At 69.7% G+C, this 14,912-nt stretch carries 19 protein-coding genes; 7 read left to right on the plus strand and 12 right to left on the minus strand.

What is annotated here, in order from left to right; genetic code table 11:
* The first annotated feature begins 75 nt into the window (after positions 1-75).
* Both ACFQ7F_RS20110 and ACFQ7F_RS20115 read left to right on the plus strand, forming a co-directional pair.
* The gene (locus ACFQ7F_RS20110) at positions 76-1,029 is read left to right on the plus strand and encodes a cytochrome c oxidase assembly protein (protein WP_383272169.1); all 954 of its coding nucleotides are present in this window, start codon (positions 76-78) and stop codon (positions 1,027-1,029) included.
* Positions 1,030-1,114: 85 nt separating this feature from the next.
* Positions 1,115-1,276: a hypothetical protein gene (locus tag ACFQ7F_RS20115; protein ID WP_190078913.1), complete on the plus strand. Its 162-nt coding sequence runs from the start codon at positions 1,115-1,117 to the stop codon at positions 1,274-1,276.
* A 76-nt stretch (positions 1,277-1,352) separates the two neighbouring features.
* On the opposite strand, the gene ACFQ7F_RS20120 is transcribed toward ACFQ7F_RS20115, so the two are convergent.
* A complete protein-coding gene (locus ACFQ7F_RS20120; RefSeq protein WP_383272172.1) occupies positions 1,353-1,769 on the minus strand; it encodes an SSI family serine proteinase inhibitor in 417 nt (138 codons plus the stop codon).
* A 272-nt stretch (positions 1,770-2,041) separates the two neighbouring features.
* Between ACFQ7F_RS20120 and ACFQ7F_RS20125 the strand changes: the two genes are divergently transcribed.
* Positions 2,042-2,770, plus strand: a complete 729-nt coding sequence (locus ACFQ7F_RS20125; RefSeq protein WP_383272174.1) for a lysophospholipid acyltransferase family protein — start codon at positions 2,042-2,044, stop codon at positions 2,768-2,770.
* Between the two features lie 95 nt (positions 2,771-2,865).
* On the opposite strand, the gene ACFQ7F_RS20130 is transcribed toward ACFQ7F_RS20125, so the two are convergent.
* The 8 genes from ACFQ7F_RS20130 to ACFQ7F_RS20165 form a co-directional block, all read right to left on the minus strand.
* A complete protein-coding gene (locus ACFQ7F_RS20130) occupies positions 2,866-4,470 on the minus strand; it encodes an alpha/beta hydrolase (RefSeq protein ID WP_383272176.1) in 1,605 nt (534 codons plus the stop codon).
* A 151-nt stretch (positions 4,471-4,621) separates the two neighbouring features.
* The gene (locus ACFQ7F_RS20135; RefSeq protein ID WP_383272177.1) at positions 4,622-5,395 is read right to left on the minus strand and encodes an urease accessory protein UreD; all 774 of its coding nucleotides are present in this window, start codon (positions 5,393-5,395) and stop codon (positions 4,622-4,624) included.
* Positions 5,392-6,075 (minus strand): urease accessory protein UreG, encoded by a 684-nt coding sequence (gene ureG, locus ACFQ7F_RS20140; protein ID WP_383272180.1) that lies wholly within the window; start codon positions 6,073-6,075, stop codon positions 5,392-5,394. The genes ACFQ7F_RS20135 and ureG overlap by 4 nt, the downstream gene beginning before the upstream one ends.
* A gap of 170 nt (positions 6,076-6,245) precedes the next feature.
* Positions 6,246-6,920 carry an urease accessory protein UreF gene (locus tag ACFQ7F_RS20145; RefSeq protein ID WP_383272182.1) on the minus strand — a complete coding sequence of 225 codons (675 nt, stop codon included), beginning with the start codon at positions 6,918-6,920 and terminating at the stop codon, positions 6,246-6,248.
* A gap of 11 nt (positions 6,921-6,931) precedes the next feature.
* Entirely contained in the window at positions 6,932-8,653 is a 1,722-nt protein-coding gene (locus ACFQ7F_RS20150) for an urease subunit alpha (protein ID WP_383272184.1), read from the minus strand.
* Entirely contained in the window at positions 8,646-8,957 is a 312-nt protein-coding gene (locus tag ACFQ7F_RS20155) for an urease subunit beta (protein ID WP_383272301.1), read from the minus strand. Before ACFQ7F_RS20155 ends, ACFQ7F_RS20150 begins: the two co-directional genes overlap by 8 nt.
* A 32-nt stretch (positions 8,958-8,989) precedes the next feature.
* Positions 8,990-9,292 (minus strand): urease subunit gamma, encoded by a 303-nt coding sequence (locus ACFQ7F_RS20160; protein ID WP_361184827.1) that lies wholly within the window; start codon positions 9,290-9,292, stop codon positions 8,990-8,992.
* Positions 9,293-9,514: 222 nt separating this feature from the next.
* On the minus strand, positions 9,515-10,135 hold the full coding sequence (locus tag ACFQ7F_RS20165; RefSeq protein WP_383272186.1) for a TetR/AcrR family transcriptional regulator: 621 nt from the start codon (positions 10,133-10,135) through the stop codon (positions 9,515-9,517).
* A 179-nt stretch (positions 10,136-10,314) separates the two neighbouring features.
* On the opposite strand from ACFQ7F_RS20165, the gene ACFQ7F_RS20170 reads away from it, so the two are divergent.
* Positions 10,315-11,328 (plus strand): ABC transporter permease, encoded by a 1,014-nt coding sequence (locus tag ACFQ7F_RS20170; RefSeq protein WP_383272188.1) that lies wholly within the window; start codon positions 10,315-10,317, stop codon positions 11,326-11,328.
* Between the two features lie 84 nt (positions 11,329-11,412).
* Here the strand turns inward: ACFQ7F_RS20170 and ACFQ7F_RS20175 are convergent, their stop codons facing one another.
* The gene (locus ACFQ7F_RS20175; protein WP_383272190.1) at positions 11,413-11,700 is read right to left on the minus strand and encodes a type II toxin-antitoxin system Phd/YefM family antitoxin; all 288 of its coding nucleotides are present in this window, start codon (positions 11,698-11,700) and stop codon (positions 11,413-11,415) included.
* Between the two features lie 140 nt (positions 11,701-11,840).
* Positions 11,841-12,167, minus strand: a complete 327-nt coding sequence (locus tag ACFQ7F_RS20180) for a MarR family transcriptional regulator (RefSeq protein WP_383272192.1) — start codon at positions 12,165-12,167, stop codon at positions 11,841-11,843.
* A 133-nt stretch (positions 12,168-12,300) separates the two neighbouring features.
* On the opposite strand from ACFQ7F_RS20180, the gene ACFQ7F_RS20185 reads away from it, so the two are divergent.
* Both ACFQ7F_RS20185 and ACFQ7F_RS20190 read left to right on the plus strand, forming a co-directional pair.
* Positions 12,301-12,726, plus strand: a complete 426-nt coding sequence (locus ACFQ7F_RS20185) for an ANTAR domain-containing protein (RefSeq protein ID WP_383272194.1) — start codon at positions 12,301-12,303, stop codon at positions 12,724-12,726.
* Between the two features lie 125 nt (positions 12,727-12,851).
* Positions 12,852-13,121 (plus strand): WhiB family transcriptional regulator, encoded by a 270-nt coding sequence (locus ACFQ7F_RS20190; protein ID WP_383272196.1) that lies wholly within the window; start codon positions 12,852-12,854, stop codon positions 13,119-13,121.
* A gap of 57 nt (positions 13,122-13,178) precedes the next feature.
* Here ACFQ7F_RS20190 and ACFQ7F_RS20195 read toward each other — a convergent pair whose 3' ends face one another.
* Positions 13,179-14,189, minus strand: coding sequence for a Ppx/GppA family phosphatase (locus tag ACFQ7F_RS20195; protein ID WP_383272198.1), 1,011 nt, complete (start codon positions 14,187-14,189; stop codon positions 13,179-13,181).
* 143 nt (positions 14,190-14,332) lie between these two features.
* Between ACFQ7F_RS20195 and ACFQ7F_RS20200 the strand changes: the two genes are divergently transcribed.
* Positions 14,333-14,878 carry a type 1 glutamine amidotransferase domain-containing protein gene (locus ACFQ7F_RS20200; protein WP_383272200.1) on the plus strand — a complete coding sequence of 182 codons (546 nt, stop codon included), beginning with the start codon at positions 14,333-14,335 and terminating at the stop codon, positions 14,876-14,878.
* The last annotated feature ends 34 nt before the right edge of the window (positions 14,879-14,912 follow it).

Genomic DNA, 14,912 nt, shown 5'->3' on the forward strand with positions numbered 1-14,912 from the left:
CGCATCCGCGTCCGGGGGCCGTTCTAGTCTGGTGCGGACACACAGCGCACAACCGCACGAATCAGGAGCCAGCGGATGGATCACAGCGGGCACGGCATGAACATGGATCTGCCGCCGTTCACGCTGGGGCGCGGGCTCGAACTCTCGGCCGACCCCTTCTTCCTCATCAGCTGCCTGGTGGCCCTGGCCCTCTACGCCTGGGGCGTGGTGCGGCTCGTGCGACGCGGTGACAAGTGGCCGGTCGGCCGCACCCTTTCCTTCGTGGTGGGCGTGCTGACCATCCTGCTCGTGATGTGCACCAAGCTGAACGACTACGGCATGGTCATGTTCAGCGTGCACATGGTGCAGCACATGATCATCAGCATGCTCTCGCCGATCCTGCTCCTGATGGGCGCCCCGATCACCCTCGCCCTGCGCGCGCTGCCCGTCGCGGCCCGCCGCGGGCACAAGGGCCCGCGCGAGTGGCTGCTGTGGATCCTGCACAGCCGCTACATGAAGATCATCACGCACCCCGCGTTCACCATCCCGCTGTTCATCGCGAGCCTGTACGCGCTGTACTTCACCCCGATCTTCGACACCCTGATGGGGTCCAAGGTCGGCCACATCGGGATGATGGTGCACTTCCTCGCGGTCGGCCTGGTCTTCTTCTGGCCGATCATGGGCGTCGACCCCGGCCCGCACCGGCCCGGCTACATCATGCGGATGCTGGAACTGTTCGCGGGCATGCCCTTCCACGCGTTCTTCGGCATCGCGCTGATGATGGCGTCCGAGCCGATGGTCGGCACCTACAAGAACCCGCCCGCCTCACTGGGCATCGACGCGCTCGCCGATCAGACCGCCGCGGGCGGCATCGCGTGGGCGTTCAGCGAGGTGCCTTCGGTGCTCGTGCTGCTCGCGCTGCTCTTCCAGTGGTACCGCTCCGATCAGCGCCAGGCACGGCGTACGGACCGGGCAGCTGACCGTGACGGGGACAAGGAGCTGGAGGCGTACAACGCCTATCTCGCCTCACTGGCCGCGCGCGGGCGCTAGCGGCAAAGGGTATTCGCGGGTCAGGATGGCCTTAGGCCGCGGTCTTGGCGTCGAGGCGTCGGGGCTGCCGGGAGGAGGCAGGGCGATGCCTGATTCTACGAAGACGATGGGTGTGTTCACCATCGGAGGCTTGGTCGCGGTGACCGCGTACACGGTCGCGCTCGGAAGCAACGGCTGGCTGTGGTTCGGCTGGGTCGTCATCGGGATGCTCACGCTGGCGATGGTGCTCTCGCGCAGCACCCCCTGAGGGGCGCCGCGCGGCAGCGAGGAAAGGCGCGGGGCGCGACGACGCCCGCCCGGAAGCGGTCGGAAACGGAAGAGCGTCAGAAACGGAAGACGGCGCCTGTCGAGAACCCCATCTCGCAGGCGTTGCCGTACGTCTTCTGCCAGCTGACCGGCCTGCCGCGGTGGGTCCCCGTCGCGCTCACGGTGACCGGGGCGTACTGCTTGGTGCAGATTCCCTTCTTCGCCGGCAGCGCGTCGAAGTCGCCGCCCGCCGCGTCGATCGCCGCGCAGGCCTCGGCCACATGCGGATGGTGGCCGGGCTGCTGGGTCACGCAGTCGAGCAGCACCCCGCGCACCCAGGCGTTGTCGTCCCCGGTGACGGTGAGGAAGACGCCGCTCGACCGGGCGGGGGCCGCGTCATCGGCCGCGTGGGCGGGCGCGGCGGCGGCGAGGGAGATCAGCGCGGCGGCGGTGGCCAGGGCCGGGTTCAGGCGGGACGTGGGACGGGACCTCATGGGGACCTCCTGGGACGGTGACGTGCTGCGTCGGAGAGAGGCCAGGCCACCCCCGCTGCCGCCGCTCACCGAGCCGACACGCCGTGCGGTCACCCGTATGAGTCCGGTACGAGGTCCGGATGGGGCTCCTGTCAGTCGAAGGGTCCAGGCCACCGGCTTCGTCGCTCCCTTCTCCCGTCGGGACGGCGCACCTAAACTGACCGCTGCGCGAGGACCCGTGACCTGCGACGACGCAGCACCCAGGCCGGTCCACCTACGTCAAGGAGCAACAGGTGTTCTACTACCTGCTCAAGTACGTCGTCCTGGGGCCGCTGCTGCGGCTCATGTTCCGGCCGCGCATCGAGGGGCTCGAGCACATACCGGATTCCGGCGCGGCGATCGTGGCGGGCAACCACCTCTCGTTCTCGGACCACTTCCTGATGCCCGCCATCATCAAGCGGCGGATCACCTTCCTCGCGAAGGCCGAGTACTTCACGGGGCCCGGCCTCAGAGGCCGCCTCACGGCCGCGTTCTTCCACAGCGCCGGGCAGATCCCGGTGGACCGTTCCGGCAAGGAGGCGGGCCAGGCCGCGATCCGCGAGGGCCTCGGCGTGCTGCGCAAGGGGGAGCTGCTCGGCATCTATCCGGAGGGCACCCGCTCGCACGACGGGCGCCTCTACAAGGGGAAGGTCGGCGTCGCCGCGATGGCGCTCAAGGCCCAGGTGCCGGTGATCCCGTGCGCGATGATCGGCACGTTCGAGGCGCAGCCGCCGGGCCAGAAGGTGCCGAACTTCCAGCGGGTGTCCGTCCGCTTCGGCGCTCCGTTGGACTTCTCGCGCTATGCGGGCATGGAGAACGAGAAGGCGGTCCTGCGCGCGGTCACGGACGAGATCATGTACGCCATCCTCGGGCTCTCCGGACAGGAGTACGTCGACAAGTACGCCGCGGTCGTGAAGGCGGAGGAGGCCGAGCGGGACGCCGCGGCGAGCAGGCGGAAATTCCCCCGGATGCCGCTGAGTTGACGCATTGACGTACGGTCTCGCGCAGGTGACGGCAGAGCGAAGGGGCGACCGGAGGATCCCGGTCGCCCCTTGCTGAGATGCCTAGCGGCAGGCTGTCACGGCTTGGGCGTGGCGTGCGGGGTGCACGTCACGTCCTTGCTGTCCAGCTTGCCGGTGAGCAGGTAGGCCTCGACACGGTCGTTGAGGCACGGGTTGACCAGGTTCGTGATGCCGTGCGAACCGGCGTCCTTCTCCGTGATCAGACGCGAGCCCTTGAACCGCTTGTGCAGCTCGACAGCGCCCTCGTACGGCGTTGCGGCGTCACGGGTCGACTGCGCGATGAGGACGGGCGGCAGGCCCTTGCCGGTCTTGACCTCGACCGGCTCGTGCTGCTTGCTCTTCCAGGTCGCGCAGGGCAGGTTCATCCAGGCGTTCGACCACGTCATGAACGGGTTGTCACGGTGGATGCGGGTGTTGTCGCGGTCCCACTTCTTCCAGCTGGTGGGCCACTTGGCGTCCGCGCACTCGACGGCCGTGTAGACGGCGTTGCCGTTCTCCGAGGCGATGTTGCCCGCGGTGTCCGACAGGTCGGGGCTTGCTGCCTCGATCAGCGGCTTGGCGTCACCGGCGACGTACTTGCTGAAGTTCGTCGCGATCTCCACCCAGGCGGAGTCGTAGTACGGAGCGCTCTGGAAATAGGCGATGAGCTCGGCGGGGCCGACCACTCCGCCCAGGGGCTCCTTCTTCGCGGCGGCACGCAGCTTGTCCCAGTTCTTGCTGACCTTCTCGGCGGTGTTCCCGAGGTGGAAGGTGGCGTCGTACTTGGCGACCCACTTCATCCAGTCCTTGAGACGGATCTCGAAGGCGACGTCCTGGTCGAGGTTGGCCTCGTACCAGATCTTCTTCTTCGACGGGTTGACCACCGAGTCGACGACCATACGGCGCACGTGCGACGGGAAGAGCGTCCCGTAGACGGCGCCGAGGTAGGTGCCGTAGGAGACGCCGAGGAAGTTCAGCTTCTTCTCACCGAGCGCGGCCCGGATGACGTCCAGGTCACGTGCGGTGTTCGGCGTCGTCATGTGCGGCAGCATGTCGCCGCTGCGCTCGGCACAGCCGTCCGCGTACTCGGCGGCCAGCTTGCGCTGGGCGCGCTTGTCCGCCTCGGAGTCCGGCACCGGGTCCTGCTTGGGGGCCTTGACGAACTCCTGCGGGTCGACGCAGGAGATGGGCGCCGAGTGACCGACACCGCGCGGCTCGAAGCCCACGAAGTCGTACGCCTTCGCCGTCTTCTCCCAGAGCTTGGCCTTGGTGACCACGCGAGCGGGGAAGCGGAGACCGGAGGCGCCGGGACCGCCCGGGTTGTAGAGAAGAGCGCCCTGGCGCTCCTTCTTCGTCCCGGTGTTGCCGATGCGGTCGACGGCAAGCTTGATCTTCTTGCCGTTGGGCTTGGCGTAGTCGAGCGGGACGGTGACCCAGCCGCACTTGATCGCCTTGTCCAGACCCCAGTCGTCGGGGCACGCCTGCCAGTCGATGCCTGCCTTGGCGGCACGCTGCGCGGCGAGCGCGACACCGCGCGCCTCGGAGCTGGTCCGCTGGCGGGCATCAGCGCTGCCGCTGCCCTGACGGGCATCGGCATTGGCGACCGGCGCCATGATCGCGCCCGCTATGAGCGAGCCCGTGATCAGCGTGCCGGCTGCGCCGAATGCTGTGGTGCGTCTCAACTGGTTCCTCCCCCTGTCGATTTACCTGTCGATTTTCGAACAGTAGGAGGATCCTGTCGTTCAACCCGTTCAGTGCGACAGACGGAGCGGGTATTTCTTTACCAATCCGATAGACGGTGCACTGAACCCCGCTGAGCGGTTATGCCCCTGTTCAGGTGAGTGTGCGCAGCGCCTGGTCGAGAGTGCGCCGTACGCGCAGCGCATCGGGCGCGACCGCGGTGACGAGCACGGCGGGTCCGGCGAGCGGGGTGAGCGCGGCCGCGTCGCCGAGCAGCGCGGGCCCGGGGCGGCTGTGCTCGAACTCCGGCCGTACGACGACGAGCTGCCCGACGGCGCGATTGCCCGCCAGGACGGCGGGGCCGTCCCATCCCCCTGGCGCGCCGGGCCCGCAGGAGAGCTCCTGGTCCAGGAGGAGCCGACCGGCGCGGCGCACGGTGAGGCGGCTGGTGAGACGTCCCGAGTCTTCACCGATCCGCCCGAGCACCTGCTCCTCCCGCAGGACGAGGCTCGCGCTCCCGGCAAGATCGGCCCGCGTGGTGACCCGCAGATCGCTGTCGCGTACGGAGATCAACTGCTCCGGCAGCCAGCACAGTTCCGCATCGTCACCGACCGTGATCCGCACGTCGTACCGCGCCTGCTCCTTCGACTGCCCCGGCAGGGCGAGCGTGGCGGCGGCCGAGCCGATGCGCAGCCGGGCCCCTTCGTGGGCGGCGGCCTCGACGGTGAGGTGATCACCCCCGAGGGGGCCGCTCATCGCTCCGACGAGGGTGACATGGGCGCCGGCTCCGGCCGACCGGGTGCGGCGCGGGACGATCGGCCCGTGCCCGTCGAGCACGGGCAGGACGGTGCCGCCCCGCCCGTCACCTCGCGCGGTGATGCGGGCGGTGCCGCGCACCCCGGATGCGGCGACGGCGTGCACGGTCATGCGGACGCGGTCCAGGCGGCGTACTGGGCACGCACCCAGGCGGCGACGGGCCCGATGCCCACGTCGGACCTCAGCGACTGGAAGATCACGGGCAGTTCGGCGCGCTGGGCCTTGGCGTCCGCGGCCATGCCGGCGAGGTCGGAGCCGACATAGGGGGCGAGGTCGGTCTTGTTGACGACGAGCAGATCGGCGGTGGTGACGCCGGGGCCGCCCTTGCGCGGGATGTCGTCGCCGCCCGCGACATCGATCACGAAGATCTGCGCGTCGACGAGTCCCTTGGAGAAGGTGGCGGTGAGGTTGTCCCCGCCGGACTCGACGAGGATCAGGTCCAGCGGCCCGACCTCGTCCTCCAGGTCCTCCACGGCCTCCAGGTTGGCGGAGATGTCGTCACGGATCGCGGTGTGCGGGCAGGCGCCGGTCTCGACGGCGGTGATCCGCTCGGGCGGGAGCACGGCCTCGCGCAGCAGGAACTCGGCGTCCTCGCGGGTGTAGATGTCGTTCGTGACGACGGCGAGGGAACGCTCGTCCCGCAGCTCCTTGCAGAGCGCGGCGACGGTGGCGGTCTTGCCGGACCCGACGGGCCCGCCGAGCCCGATCCGCAGCGCACGGCGGCGCCCGTCGGGGCGGTGGGCGTCGGCGCTCACGGCGGCGGACTCGTCGTGGGAGTGATTGAGGTGCATGGTGCGGCTCCTATGTTCAGCAGTTCACGGGTTTCAGCCCGTCGTGGGGGTCCCCCCTGCTCCTTAAGAGCTTGGGGGAGTTTGAGGACCGGGGTCTGGCGGCGTTTGAGTACCGGGGTCTGGGGCGGAGCCCCAGCTTCGGGAAGGGGCGGGTGCGGGGAGATCCGCCCCTACGAGGCGAACAACCGTGCAGGCCAGGCCGCGTGCGCCTCCGCCCCGACTTCAAGCAGCGGCGCGGACGCCGCAGGCAGCGCGTCGACCCCGTCGACCAGCGCCTCCCGCGCCGCCTCCGCCGCAGCCCGAGCCACCAGGTCGAGCTCGGGCGCAAGGCGGGCAAGCACACCCGTCGCGTCGAACGGGTCGAGGCTCAGCAACCGCACGGTCGCCGTCGCGGGCCCGCTGACACACTCGTACACGGAGCAGTACGCGGCGTCCTGCGCCTCAAGACCCGCCGCCCGGGCGGCGAGCCCCAGAACGATGGGCTGGTGCGCCCCCTTGGGCCGGGCCGCGGCCAGCCGGTCCAGCGAGGGATCGGGCCACGCGGCCCGCGCGGCCCGCATCATCTGCCGGCCGAGCCGCCGCCCGGCGACCCGCAGCGCGGCCGATGGCGTCCGCGCATCGGCGGCCTCGTCCAACTCCAGCGGATCGAGCCCGAGCGCGGATGCCGCCGCCAGTGAGGCCGACACGAGCCCCGTCGTGTGCAGCCGCCCCCGGCAGAACTCCTCCAGGTCGGCTCCGCCGGTGATGCGCCCCGCCTTGACGGCTTCCTCGGCCCCGCCGGAGTGAGCGTGCCCTCCGGCGGGAAACCGGCCGTCGGCCAGCACGAGTAGTGCGGCTCTGGACATAACGGCGCCCGTCAGAACAGGAAGTACCGCTGCGCGAGCGGCAGTTCGGCGGCGGGCGACGGCTCGACGAGCTCCCCGTCGATGGTGACGGCGAAGCTGTCGGGTGCGACCTCGACCCTCGGTAGGGCGTCGTTCTCGCGCATGTCCGCCTTCGTGCGCCCGCGCGTCGAGCGGATCGCGGTGAACTCCTTGGCCAGACCGAGCCGTTCCGGGAGTCCGTCGTCCAGAGCTGACTGAGTCACGAAGTTGACCGAGTTAAGCCCCGGCGCCTTCCCGTGAGCGCCGAACATGGGCCGCGGAAGCACCGGCTGCGGCGTCGGGATGGAGGCATTGGCATCGCCCATCTGCGCGTATGCGATCTGCCCGCCCTTGATGACCACCTGCGGCTTGACGCCGAAGAACACCGGGTCCCACAGCACCAGGTCGGCGAGCTTGCCGCTCTCGACCGAGCCGAGCTCGTGGTCGATGCCCTGCGCGACCGCCGGGTTGATCGTGTACTTGGCGACATAGCGACGCGCACGCCGGTTGTCCGCGCGCGAGTCCCCCGGCAGGAAGCCACGCCGTCGCTTCATCACGTGCGCGGTCTGCCACGTCCGCATGACGACCTCGCCGATACGCCCCATGGCCTGCGAGTCCGACGACATGATCGAGATGGCACCGAGGTCGTGCAGGATGTCCTCGGCCCCGATCGTGGTGGGCCGGATCCGCGACTCGGCGAAGGCGAGGTCCTCGGGGACCGCCGCGTTGAGGTGATGACAGACCATCAGCATGTCGAGGTGTTCCTCGATGGTGTTGACGGTGTGCGGTCGGGTCGGGTTGGTGGAGCTCGGCAGCATGTTCGGCAGGGACACCGCCGTGATCATGTCCGGGGCGTGCCCGCCGCCCGCGCCCTCGACGTGGAAGGCGTGCAGCGTGCGGCCCGCGACGGCGGCGAACGTGTCGCCGACGAAGCCCGCTTCATTGAGAGTGTCGCTGTGGACGGCGAGCTGGGCTCCGGTGTCCTCACAGACGTTCAGGCAGGCGTCGATGGTGGCGGGTGTCGCGCCCCAGTCCTCATGGATCTTGAAGCTGACGGCCCCGGCCCGCAGTTGAGCGTGCATGGACTCGCTGGAGACCGTGTTGCCCTTGCCGAGGAAGCCGATGTTGACCGGGCTCGACTCCATCGCCGCGAACATCCGGGCCAGATGCCACGAGCCGGGGGTGATCGTGGTGGCCTTGCTGCCCTCGGCCGGTCCGGTGCCGCCGCCGAAGAGAGTGGTGACCCCGGAGGCGAGCGCCTCGTCGACGATGGTCGGCGAGATGAAGTGGATGTGGGTGTCGATGGCGCCCGCGGTGAGGATCTTGCCGTTGCCCGCGAGGACTTCGGTCTCGGGGCCGATGACGAGATCGGGATGTACGCCGTCCATCGTGTCCGGGTTGCCGGACTTGCCGATGCCGGTGATCCGGCCGTCACGTATGCCGATGTCGGCCTTGACGATGCCCCAGTGATCGATGATCACGGCGCCGGTGATGACGGTGTCGGGGGCTCCTTCGGCGCGCGTCGTGCGCGACTGCCCCATCGACTCGCGGATGACCTTGCCGCCGCCGAACACCGACTCGTCGCCGGAGAGTCCGGGGCCGCCGGAGCGGTCCTCCTCGATCTCGACGAGGAGGTCGGTGTCGGCGAGCCGGATCCGGTCGCCGGTGGTGGGGCCGAACAGGTCCGCGTACGCGGCGCGGGACAGCTCAGGCATCGAGGGCACCTCCGGTCTCGCCGCGAAGCCCTGGCACGATCCGCAGACCGGCCAGGGGGACGAGTTCGACGTCGACGGGGATTCCGGGCTCGAAGCGCACGGCGGTGCCGGCGGCGATGTTGAGCCGCTTGCCGTGCGCGGCGGCACGGTCGAAGTCGAGACCGGGGTTGGCCTCGGCGAAGTGGTAATGGGAGCCGACCTGGACGGGGCGGTCGGCTGCGTTCAGGACGGTGAGGGGGGTGACCTCGCGGCCCACGTTGTAGGCGACGGGCTCGTCGGCGAAGAGGATCTCGCCGGGGATCACGGGCTGCGCTGGACTCATCTGGCCGGCCCCCGTCAGACGATCGGATCGTGGACGGTGACGAGCTTGGTGCCGTCCGGGAAGGTGGCCTCGACCTGGACGTCGTGGATCATCTCGGGGATGCCGCTCATGACGTCGTCACGGGTGAGCACCTTGCGCCCCGATGACATGAGTTCGGCGACGGTGCGGCCGTCGCGGGCGCCTTCAAGAATGTGGGACGTGATGAGAGCGATCGCCTCGGGGTGGTTGAGCTGCAGCCCCCGCGCCCTTCGCTTCTCGGCCACGTCCGCGGCCACATGGATGAGCAGTCTCTCCTGCTCGTGCGGGGTCAGTTGCACGCGTCCCACCTCACAGTCCTCGCTCCGGACCGTGCGGGGTCCGGCTGCCGCGGCCACCGCGACGGATATAGATGTAACACACAGGAAGTACGCTTGATCTTGCGCACCCCGGTTACGAAAACCCCTGGTGGCGTGGCATTGCAGGCTAGTTGGGAGGAGTTTCAACGAGGTTAACCAGCGCTTGACCGCTTCATGACCATCAGCTGGGCCGACCCATACCTATCAGCTGGGCTGACCCATACTCATCAGGCCGCGCAGGCCGTCCTGCAGCGCCTCCACCGGAACCTCGTCGAACAGCGCGAGCTGCGCGGCGAACCCCTGGGCCGCGGCGACCATCACCCGCGCGACATGGTCGGCCGGGATGTCGTCACGCATCATGCCCGCCGCCTGATACCCCTCGACGATCTTCACCCAGGCCACCCGCACCTTGGCGTATCCCGTCTTCATCAGGGTGGCGAGCTCTTCGTTGCGCAGGGTCTCCGCCCACACCTGAACGATCAGCCGCGGGAAGTACGAAGCCTCCCCCTGCTCGCCTCCCGGCTTCCGGCCGAGCACCTGGGTCAGCACGCGGCCGACAAGGACGTCCGGAGGCGGCGGTGGGGTCTCCTCGGCAGCAGCCTCGAAGGTCGCCCGGATCCACTCGAGGACCTCGCCGACGATCGCCCCGATCAGCTCCTCCTTGCCCCGGAAGTAGCGGTAGACCGCTCCGGCCGAGAGGCCGACCTCTTTGAGCACGTCCTGCATCGATGTGGCATGGAAGCCATTGCGGGCGAAGCAGAGGGCGGCGCCGTCGAGGATCTGGCGGCGGCGTGCGTCGAGGTGCTCCTGGGATACGCGGGCCATGTCTCCAAAAATAAAACGAACATTCCTTCTTGACAAGCGTCGCGCCCGGAAGCACAGTCGGAGCATCCCGTAAAACGAACGATCCTTCTCTTTAATTCGGCCGGAGGTCGTGGAAGGTCGTCGGCGCGCGGATCCCGCAGATCACGCAGATCACGCAGATTCCAGGAGGAGCTCAGCTCATGTCCACGTCGGTCGCCACCCCGCCCCCGCAGGGCCGCCGCATGGTGGCGGTGGCCATCCTGGTCTCCGCGCTCGTGGCCCTCGCCCTGTGGGCCTTCGCCTGGCCCGCCACCAGGACCGCTCCCCGTGACCTGCCGCTCGGCGTCGCGGGGCCCGCCGCCGCGACGGCTCCCCTCCAGACCCAACTGGGGCAGCACAAGGGCGCGTTCGAGATCCATGAGTACGCCGATGAGGCCGCGGCCCGCGACGCCATCGAGGACCGCGCGGTGTACGGAGCGGTCGTCGTCACGCCGCAAGGAATGAAACTGCTCACCGCGACGGCCGCGAGCCCGGTGGTCGCCCAGCTCCTGGAGCAGGCGGTGACCGTTCAGGCCCCGGAGGGGACCCAGGTGACCACCACCGATGTGGTGGCCGCGCCCGCCGCCGATCCGCGGGGGGCCGCCCTCGGCGCGAGCGTCCTGCCGCTGGCGATCGCGGGTGTCGCGGCCGGTGCGTTCGTGACACTGCTCGGCCTGCGCGGCATCCGCGCGGCGTTCTCCCTCGTCCTGGCCGCCGCCCTTGTCGGCGCGGTCGCCGCCGCCCTTACGCACAGCTGGCTTGGCGTGCTCACGGGCAACTGGTGGGCGGAAGCGGGGGTGTTGGGGCTCTCGACTCTCGCGGTGGCCGCGACCGTCGCCGGGTGCGCCGCGCTCCTCGGTCCAGCGGGCATCGGGGTCGGCGCAATGGCGATGGTGCTGCTCGGCAACCCGTTCTCCGGCGTCACGTCCGCGCCACAGCTGCTGCCCGAACCGGTCGGATTCATCGGCCAGTTGCTGCCGCCGGGCGCCGGAGGCACCCTGCTGCGCTCGGTCTCCTTCTTCGACGGCGCGCGCGTCACGGGCCCCGCCCTCACCCTCGCGGTCTGGGTTCTGCTCGGCCTGACGGCCGTGCTGCTCGGCGCACTGCGCCGCCGCCCCGCTGCTGCGGCGCGCGACGAGACACCGGCACAGAGGGAAGCGGTGCCGGTCGCCTGACCCGGCACCCCACAAGACGGCCGTACGCCTCCGCTGTAGCGGACGGGGGCGTACGGCCATTTCCCGCGCCCACGTGCCGTACGGCTAGGTCGCGTTGGGGCCCCGGTGTTCGGCGGCGATACCGAAACGCTGCCGCTCCCCCGCCCCGGAGGACGGGGAGGAGGACGAGCGCAACGACGAGACGGAGCTGACCACCTGCTCCTCGTCGGTCTTGGGCAACTGCTCGAGTCGCTCCAGGTCAGCGGCGGAGACAAGGGCCACAAGTGGCTTGCCATGACGGGTGACGACCACCCGCTCGTCCCCGTAGACGACGCGGTTGATCAGATCGGCGAGCTCTGCTCGGGCTTGCGTCACCGGAATCTCGTAGGCCATGCTCCCCAGCTTAACCGGCACCCGGCACGGCCATCCGGTGCGCGCGAAACGGATGCGCCGCAGGTCAGAGGGGGCGCCGTCCGCATCCGCGAGGGTCGGCGCGCGCCGTGGCCATGACCGCGCCCACGTCGGCCGGGGTGCTACTGCCGGGGTCTTTCGCCGTTTTCGGCGTCGTGCTTGGCCAGAAGCGTGAGGAGTTCCGCCACGGCAAGACCTGATTCGGCGGGGTGACGCAAGATGGTTCCCGCTTCGATGCGATACGTATTGGAGCGGCCTTGACGCGTGTGGGAGAGATATCCACCCCCCTCCAGATCAGCAACGATCTTCTGTACCGCACGCTCGGTGAGTCGGCAGCGCGCGGCGATGTCCCGGATGCGGGTGGCGGGGTCATCGGCGATCGCGGCAAGGACACGGGCGTGGTTGGTGAGAAACGTCCACCCGCTGTGTGGTTCAGGTACTGCATCCATCACACCAAGATAGGGTGTTTGATTCAGGCATTCAAAAGGACGAACTAAATTTCCGGTATCTCTTGACGGGTGAACCTCGACGGCCCGACTCTGGGTGAGGTGACGACGCACGGACGCCTACGGAGTGGCCGCCATGACAGAACGCGCACTTCCCGCGCAGCTCGCGCAGGACAGCGAAGTCGCTCCGGGCGGCGAGGTCGCTCCGGACAACGACGTCGAGCAGGACCCGCGCGCCCGATGCGAGCTGGACCCGAGCGTCGAACTCGGTCAGCTGCGGCGAGCCATGCAGACGCGGCCCGTCATCGACATGGCGCGTGGAGTTCTGATGGCCTCCTTCGGCCTGAGCGCCGAGGACGCATGGGAGGTCCTGGTCTCCGTCTCCCAGAACACGAACACCAAGCTGCATGTCGTGGCCGACGAACTGGTCGGCGCCGTCACGGGAGGGGAGATCTCGAAGCCGTTCCGACGGAAACTGGCCGCGACGGTCGCCCAGCTCCACTGGTCACCGGCGGCACCTGGCGCCGACGAGGGATCCTGCGGGGCAGCCGACGAGGCATGAGCCCGGCGCACCACCGGCCCCTTCCCTCTCCCGGCGCTCTTCGGTTTCCGTCCGCGCGGCGGGGGCACCCGTGCCCCAGTTCCGCATCGGTCAGAGGTGGACTCCACCCCAGATGGGAGGCGTTGATGGAGTGGGTGAACGGGGCGCTCTGCGCGCGAGAGGACCCCGAGTTGTTCTTCCCCGTCAGCGCGGCAGGACCCGCGCTGCGCGAGGAACTGGCGGCCAAGCGGATCTGCCTGCGGTGCCCGGTGCTCCGGCCCTGCCTCTCCTGGGCTCTCGACAGCGGTCAGGCGTTCGGCGTCTGGGGCGGGGCCAACGCGGAGGAGCGTGCGGTGCTGCGCCGCAAGGCCGACAGCTCCGCACGCGCACACCTCAGTTCCGCAGAGTCGCGGTAGTTCCGCGGGGGCGCGATGTAGTTCCGCAGCGCCGCGAAAGTTCCGCGGGGCCGCGACTCAGTTCTGCAGAGCCGCGATCCGCAGCGCCACCGGCCGTGCCACGGGCCCTGCCATCTCTTCCCGCGTACTGGCCTCCGCCCACCACGCCCCGCCGTCCTCCATATGCCGCAGCAGGACGCCTTCGCGGATGGCCCAGGGGCAGATGGTGACCGTCTTGACGCCCGTCAGCTTCATCGCCGTGTGCCCCACGATCGCCCCGGCCAGGCTCTGCACGGCCCGTGGCGCCGAGACTCCCGGCAGCCCGGCCCGCTCGGCCGCCGGCAGCTTGGCGAGCCGGTCGCGGCACTCGCGCAGGTCCGCACGGCTCAACTGCCGGGCCATGAACGGTCCGTGACGGCCGGGGGCGGCACCTCCGAGCCGCGCCAGCTGCTGGAACGTCCGTGACGTCGCCACAGCGGTGCGCGGCCCCTCCCAGCGGATCCGTGCGGCGACGTCCCGCAGCTGGTGGCGCACCTTGCGCCGCAGCTCCTTCACGCTCTGCTCGGTCGGCGGATCCTCGCCGTCGAAGAACTCCCGGCCCAGCCGCCGTGCACCGAGGGGCAGCGAAGCCACATAGTCCGGCAGCCGCCCGCGCCCGAAGGCCACTTCGAGCGAGCCGCCGCCGATGTCGAAGAGCGCGAGCGGTCCGGCCCGCCAGCCCATCCACCGGCGGGCCCCGAGGAAGGTGAGCTCGGCCTCCACCTCTCCCGGCAGCGTGCACAGCCGTACGCCGGTCTCCTCGCCTATGGTCCGCAGCACCTCAAGACGGTTGGGCGCGCTGCGTACGACCGTCGTCGCGAAGGCCAGCGGCTCGGCCGACCCCCACCGCCGGGCGGCCTTGGCGGCGTCGGTGACCGCCGTGACGAGCTGTCCCACGGATTCCTCGGGGATCACCCCGCTCGGCCCGACCTCCTCGGAGAGTCTCACCTTCCACTTGGCGGTGTGGACCGGCAAGGGCACACCGCCCTCGGCGTCCACGACGACCAGCCGGACCGCGTTGGCGCCCACATCCATCACACTCATTCGCATGTGACTCTGAGTACCCATCTGGCCACAGGTCAGTCACCACAGTCACTTTGATTGACCTTCCCGGGACCAGGGAACCGGTGAACCGACCAAGGAACGGGCCACGGGCGTAACGGTCCGGGGCCCCGCGAGGAGAGTGAGCAACCATGCGTATCGCATTCCTGATGGCGCCGGAGGGCGTCGAGCAGATCGAACTCACCGACCCCTGGAAGGCGGTGACCGACGCCGGCGGCGAGCCCGTCCTCGTGTCGACGGAGCCGGGCCGCATCCAGGCCTTCGACCATCTCGACAAGGCCGACACGTTCCCCGTGGACGAGGTCGTCGGCGAGGTGTCGGCCGACTCCTTCGACGGACTCGTCCTGCCGGGCGGCGTGGCCAACCCGGACGCCCTGCGCCTCGACGAAGGGGCCGTGTCCTTCGTGCGCGGCTTCTTCGACAGCGGCCGTCCGGTCGCCGCGATCTGCCATGCCCCGTGGGTCCTCGTCGAGGCGGACGTCGTCTCGGGCCGGGGGCTCACCTCGTTCCCGAGCCTGCGCACGGACATCCGCAATGCCGGCGGCACCTGGGTGGACGAGCAGGTGAAGATCTGCCACGACGGGCCCAACACACTGATCACCAGCCGTAAGCCCGACGATCTGAAGGCGTTCTGTGAGGCGTTCCTGAACGAGTTCGCAAAGCCGACCGCTTCCTGAGAGCAGTCGTCGGCCAGAACAGCTGCCTGCTGCC

Source organism: Streptomyces sp. NPDC056486 (genome assembly GCF_042795295.1).
In the GTDB taxonomy this organism is placed as follows: domain Bacteria; phylum Actinomycetota; class Actinomycetes; order Streptomycetales; family Streptomycetaceae; genus Streptomyces.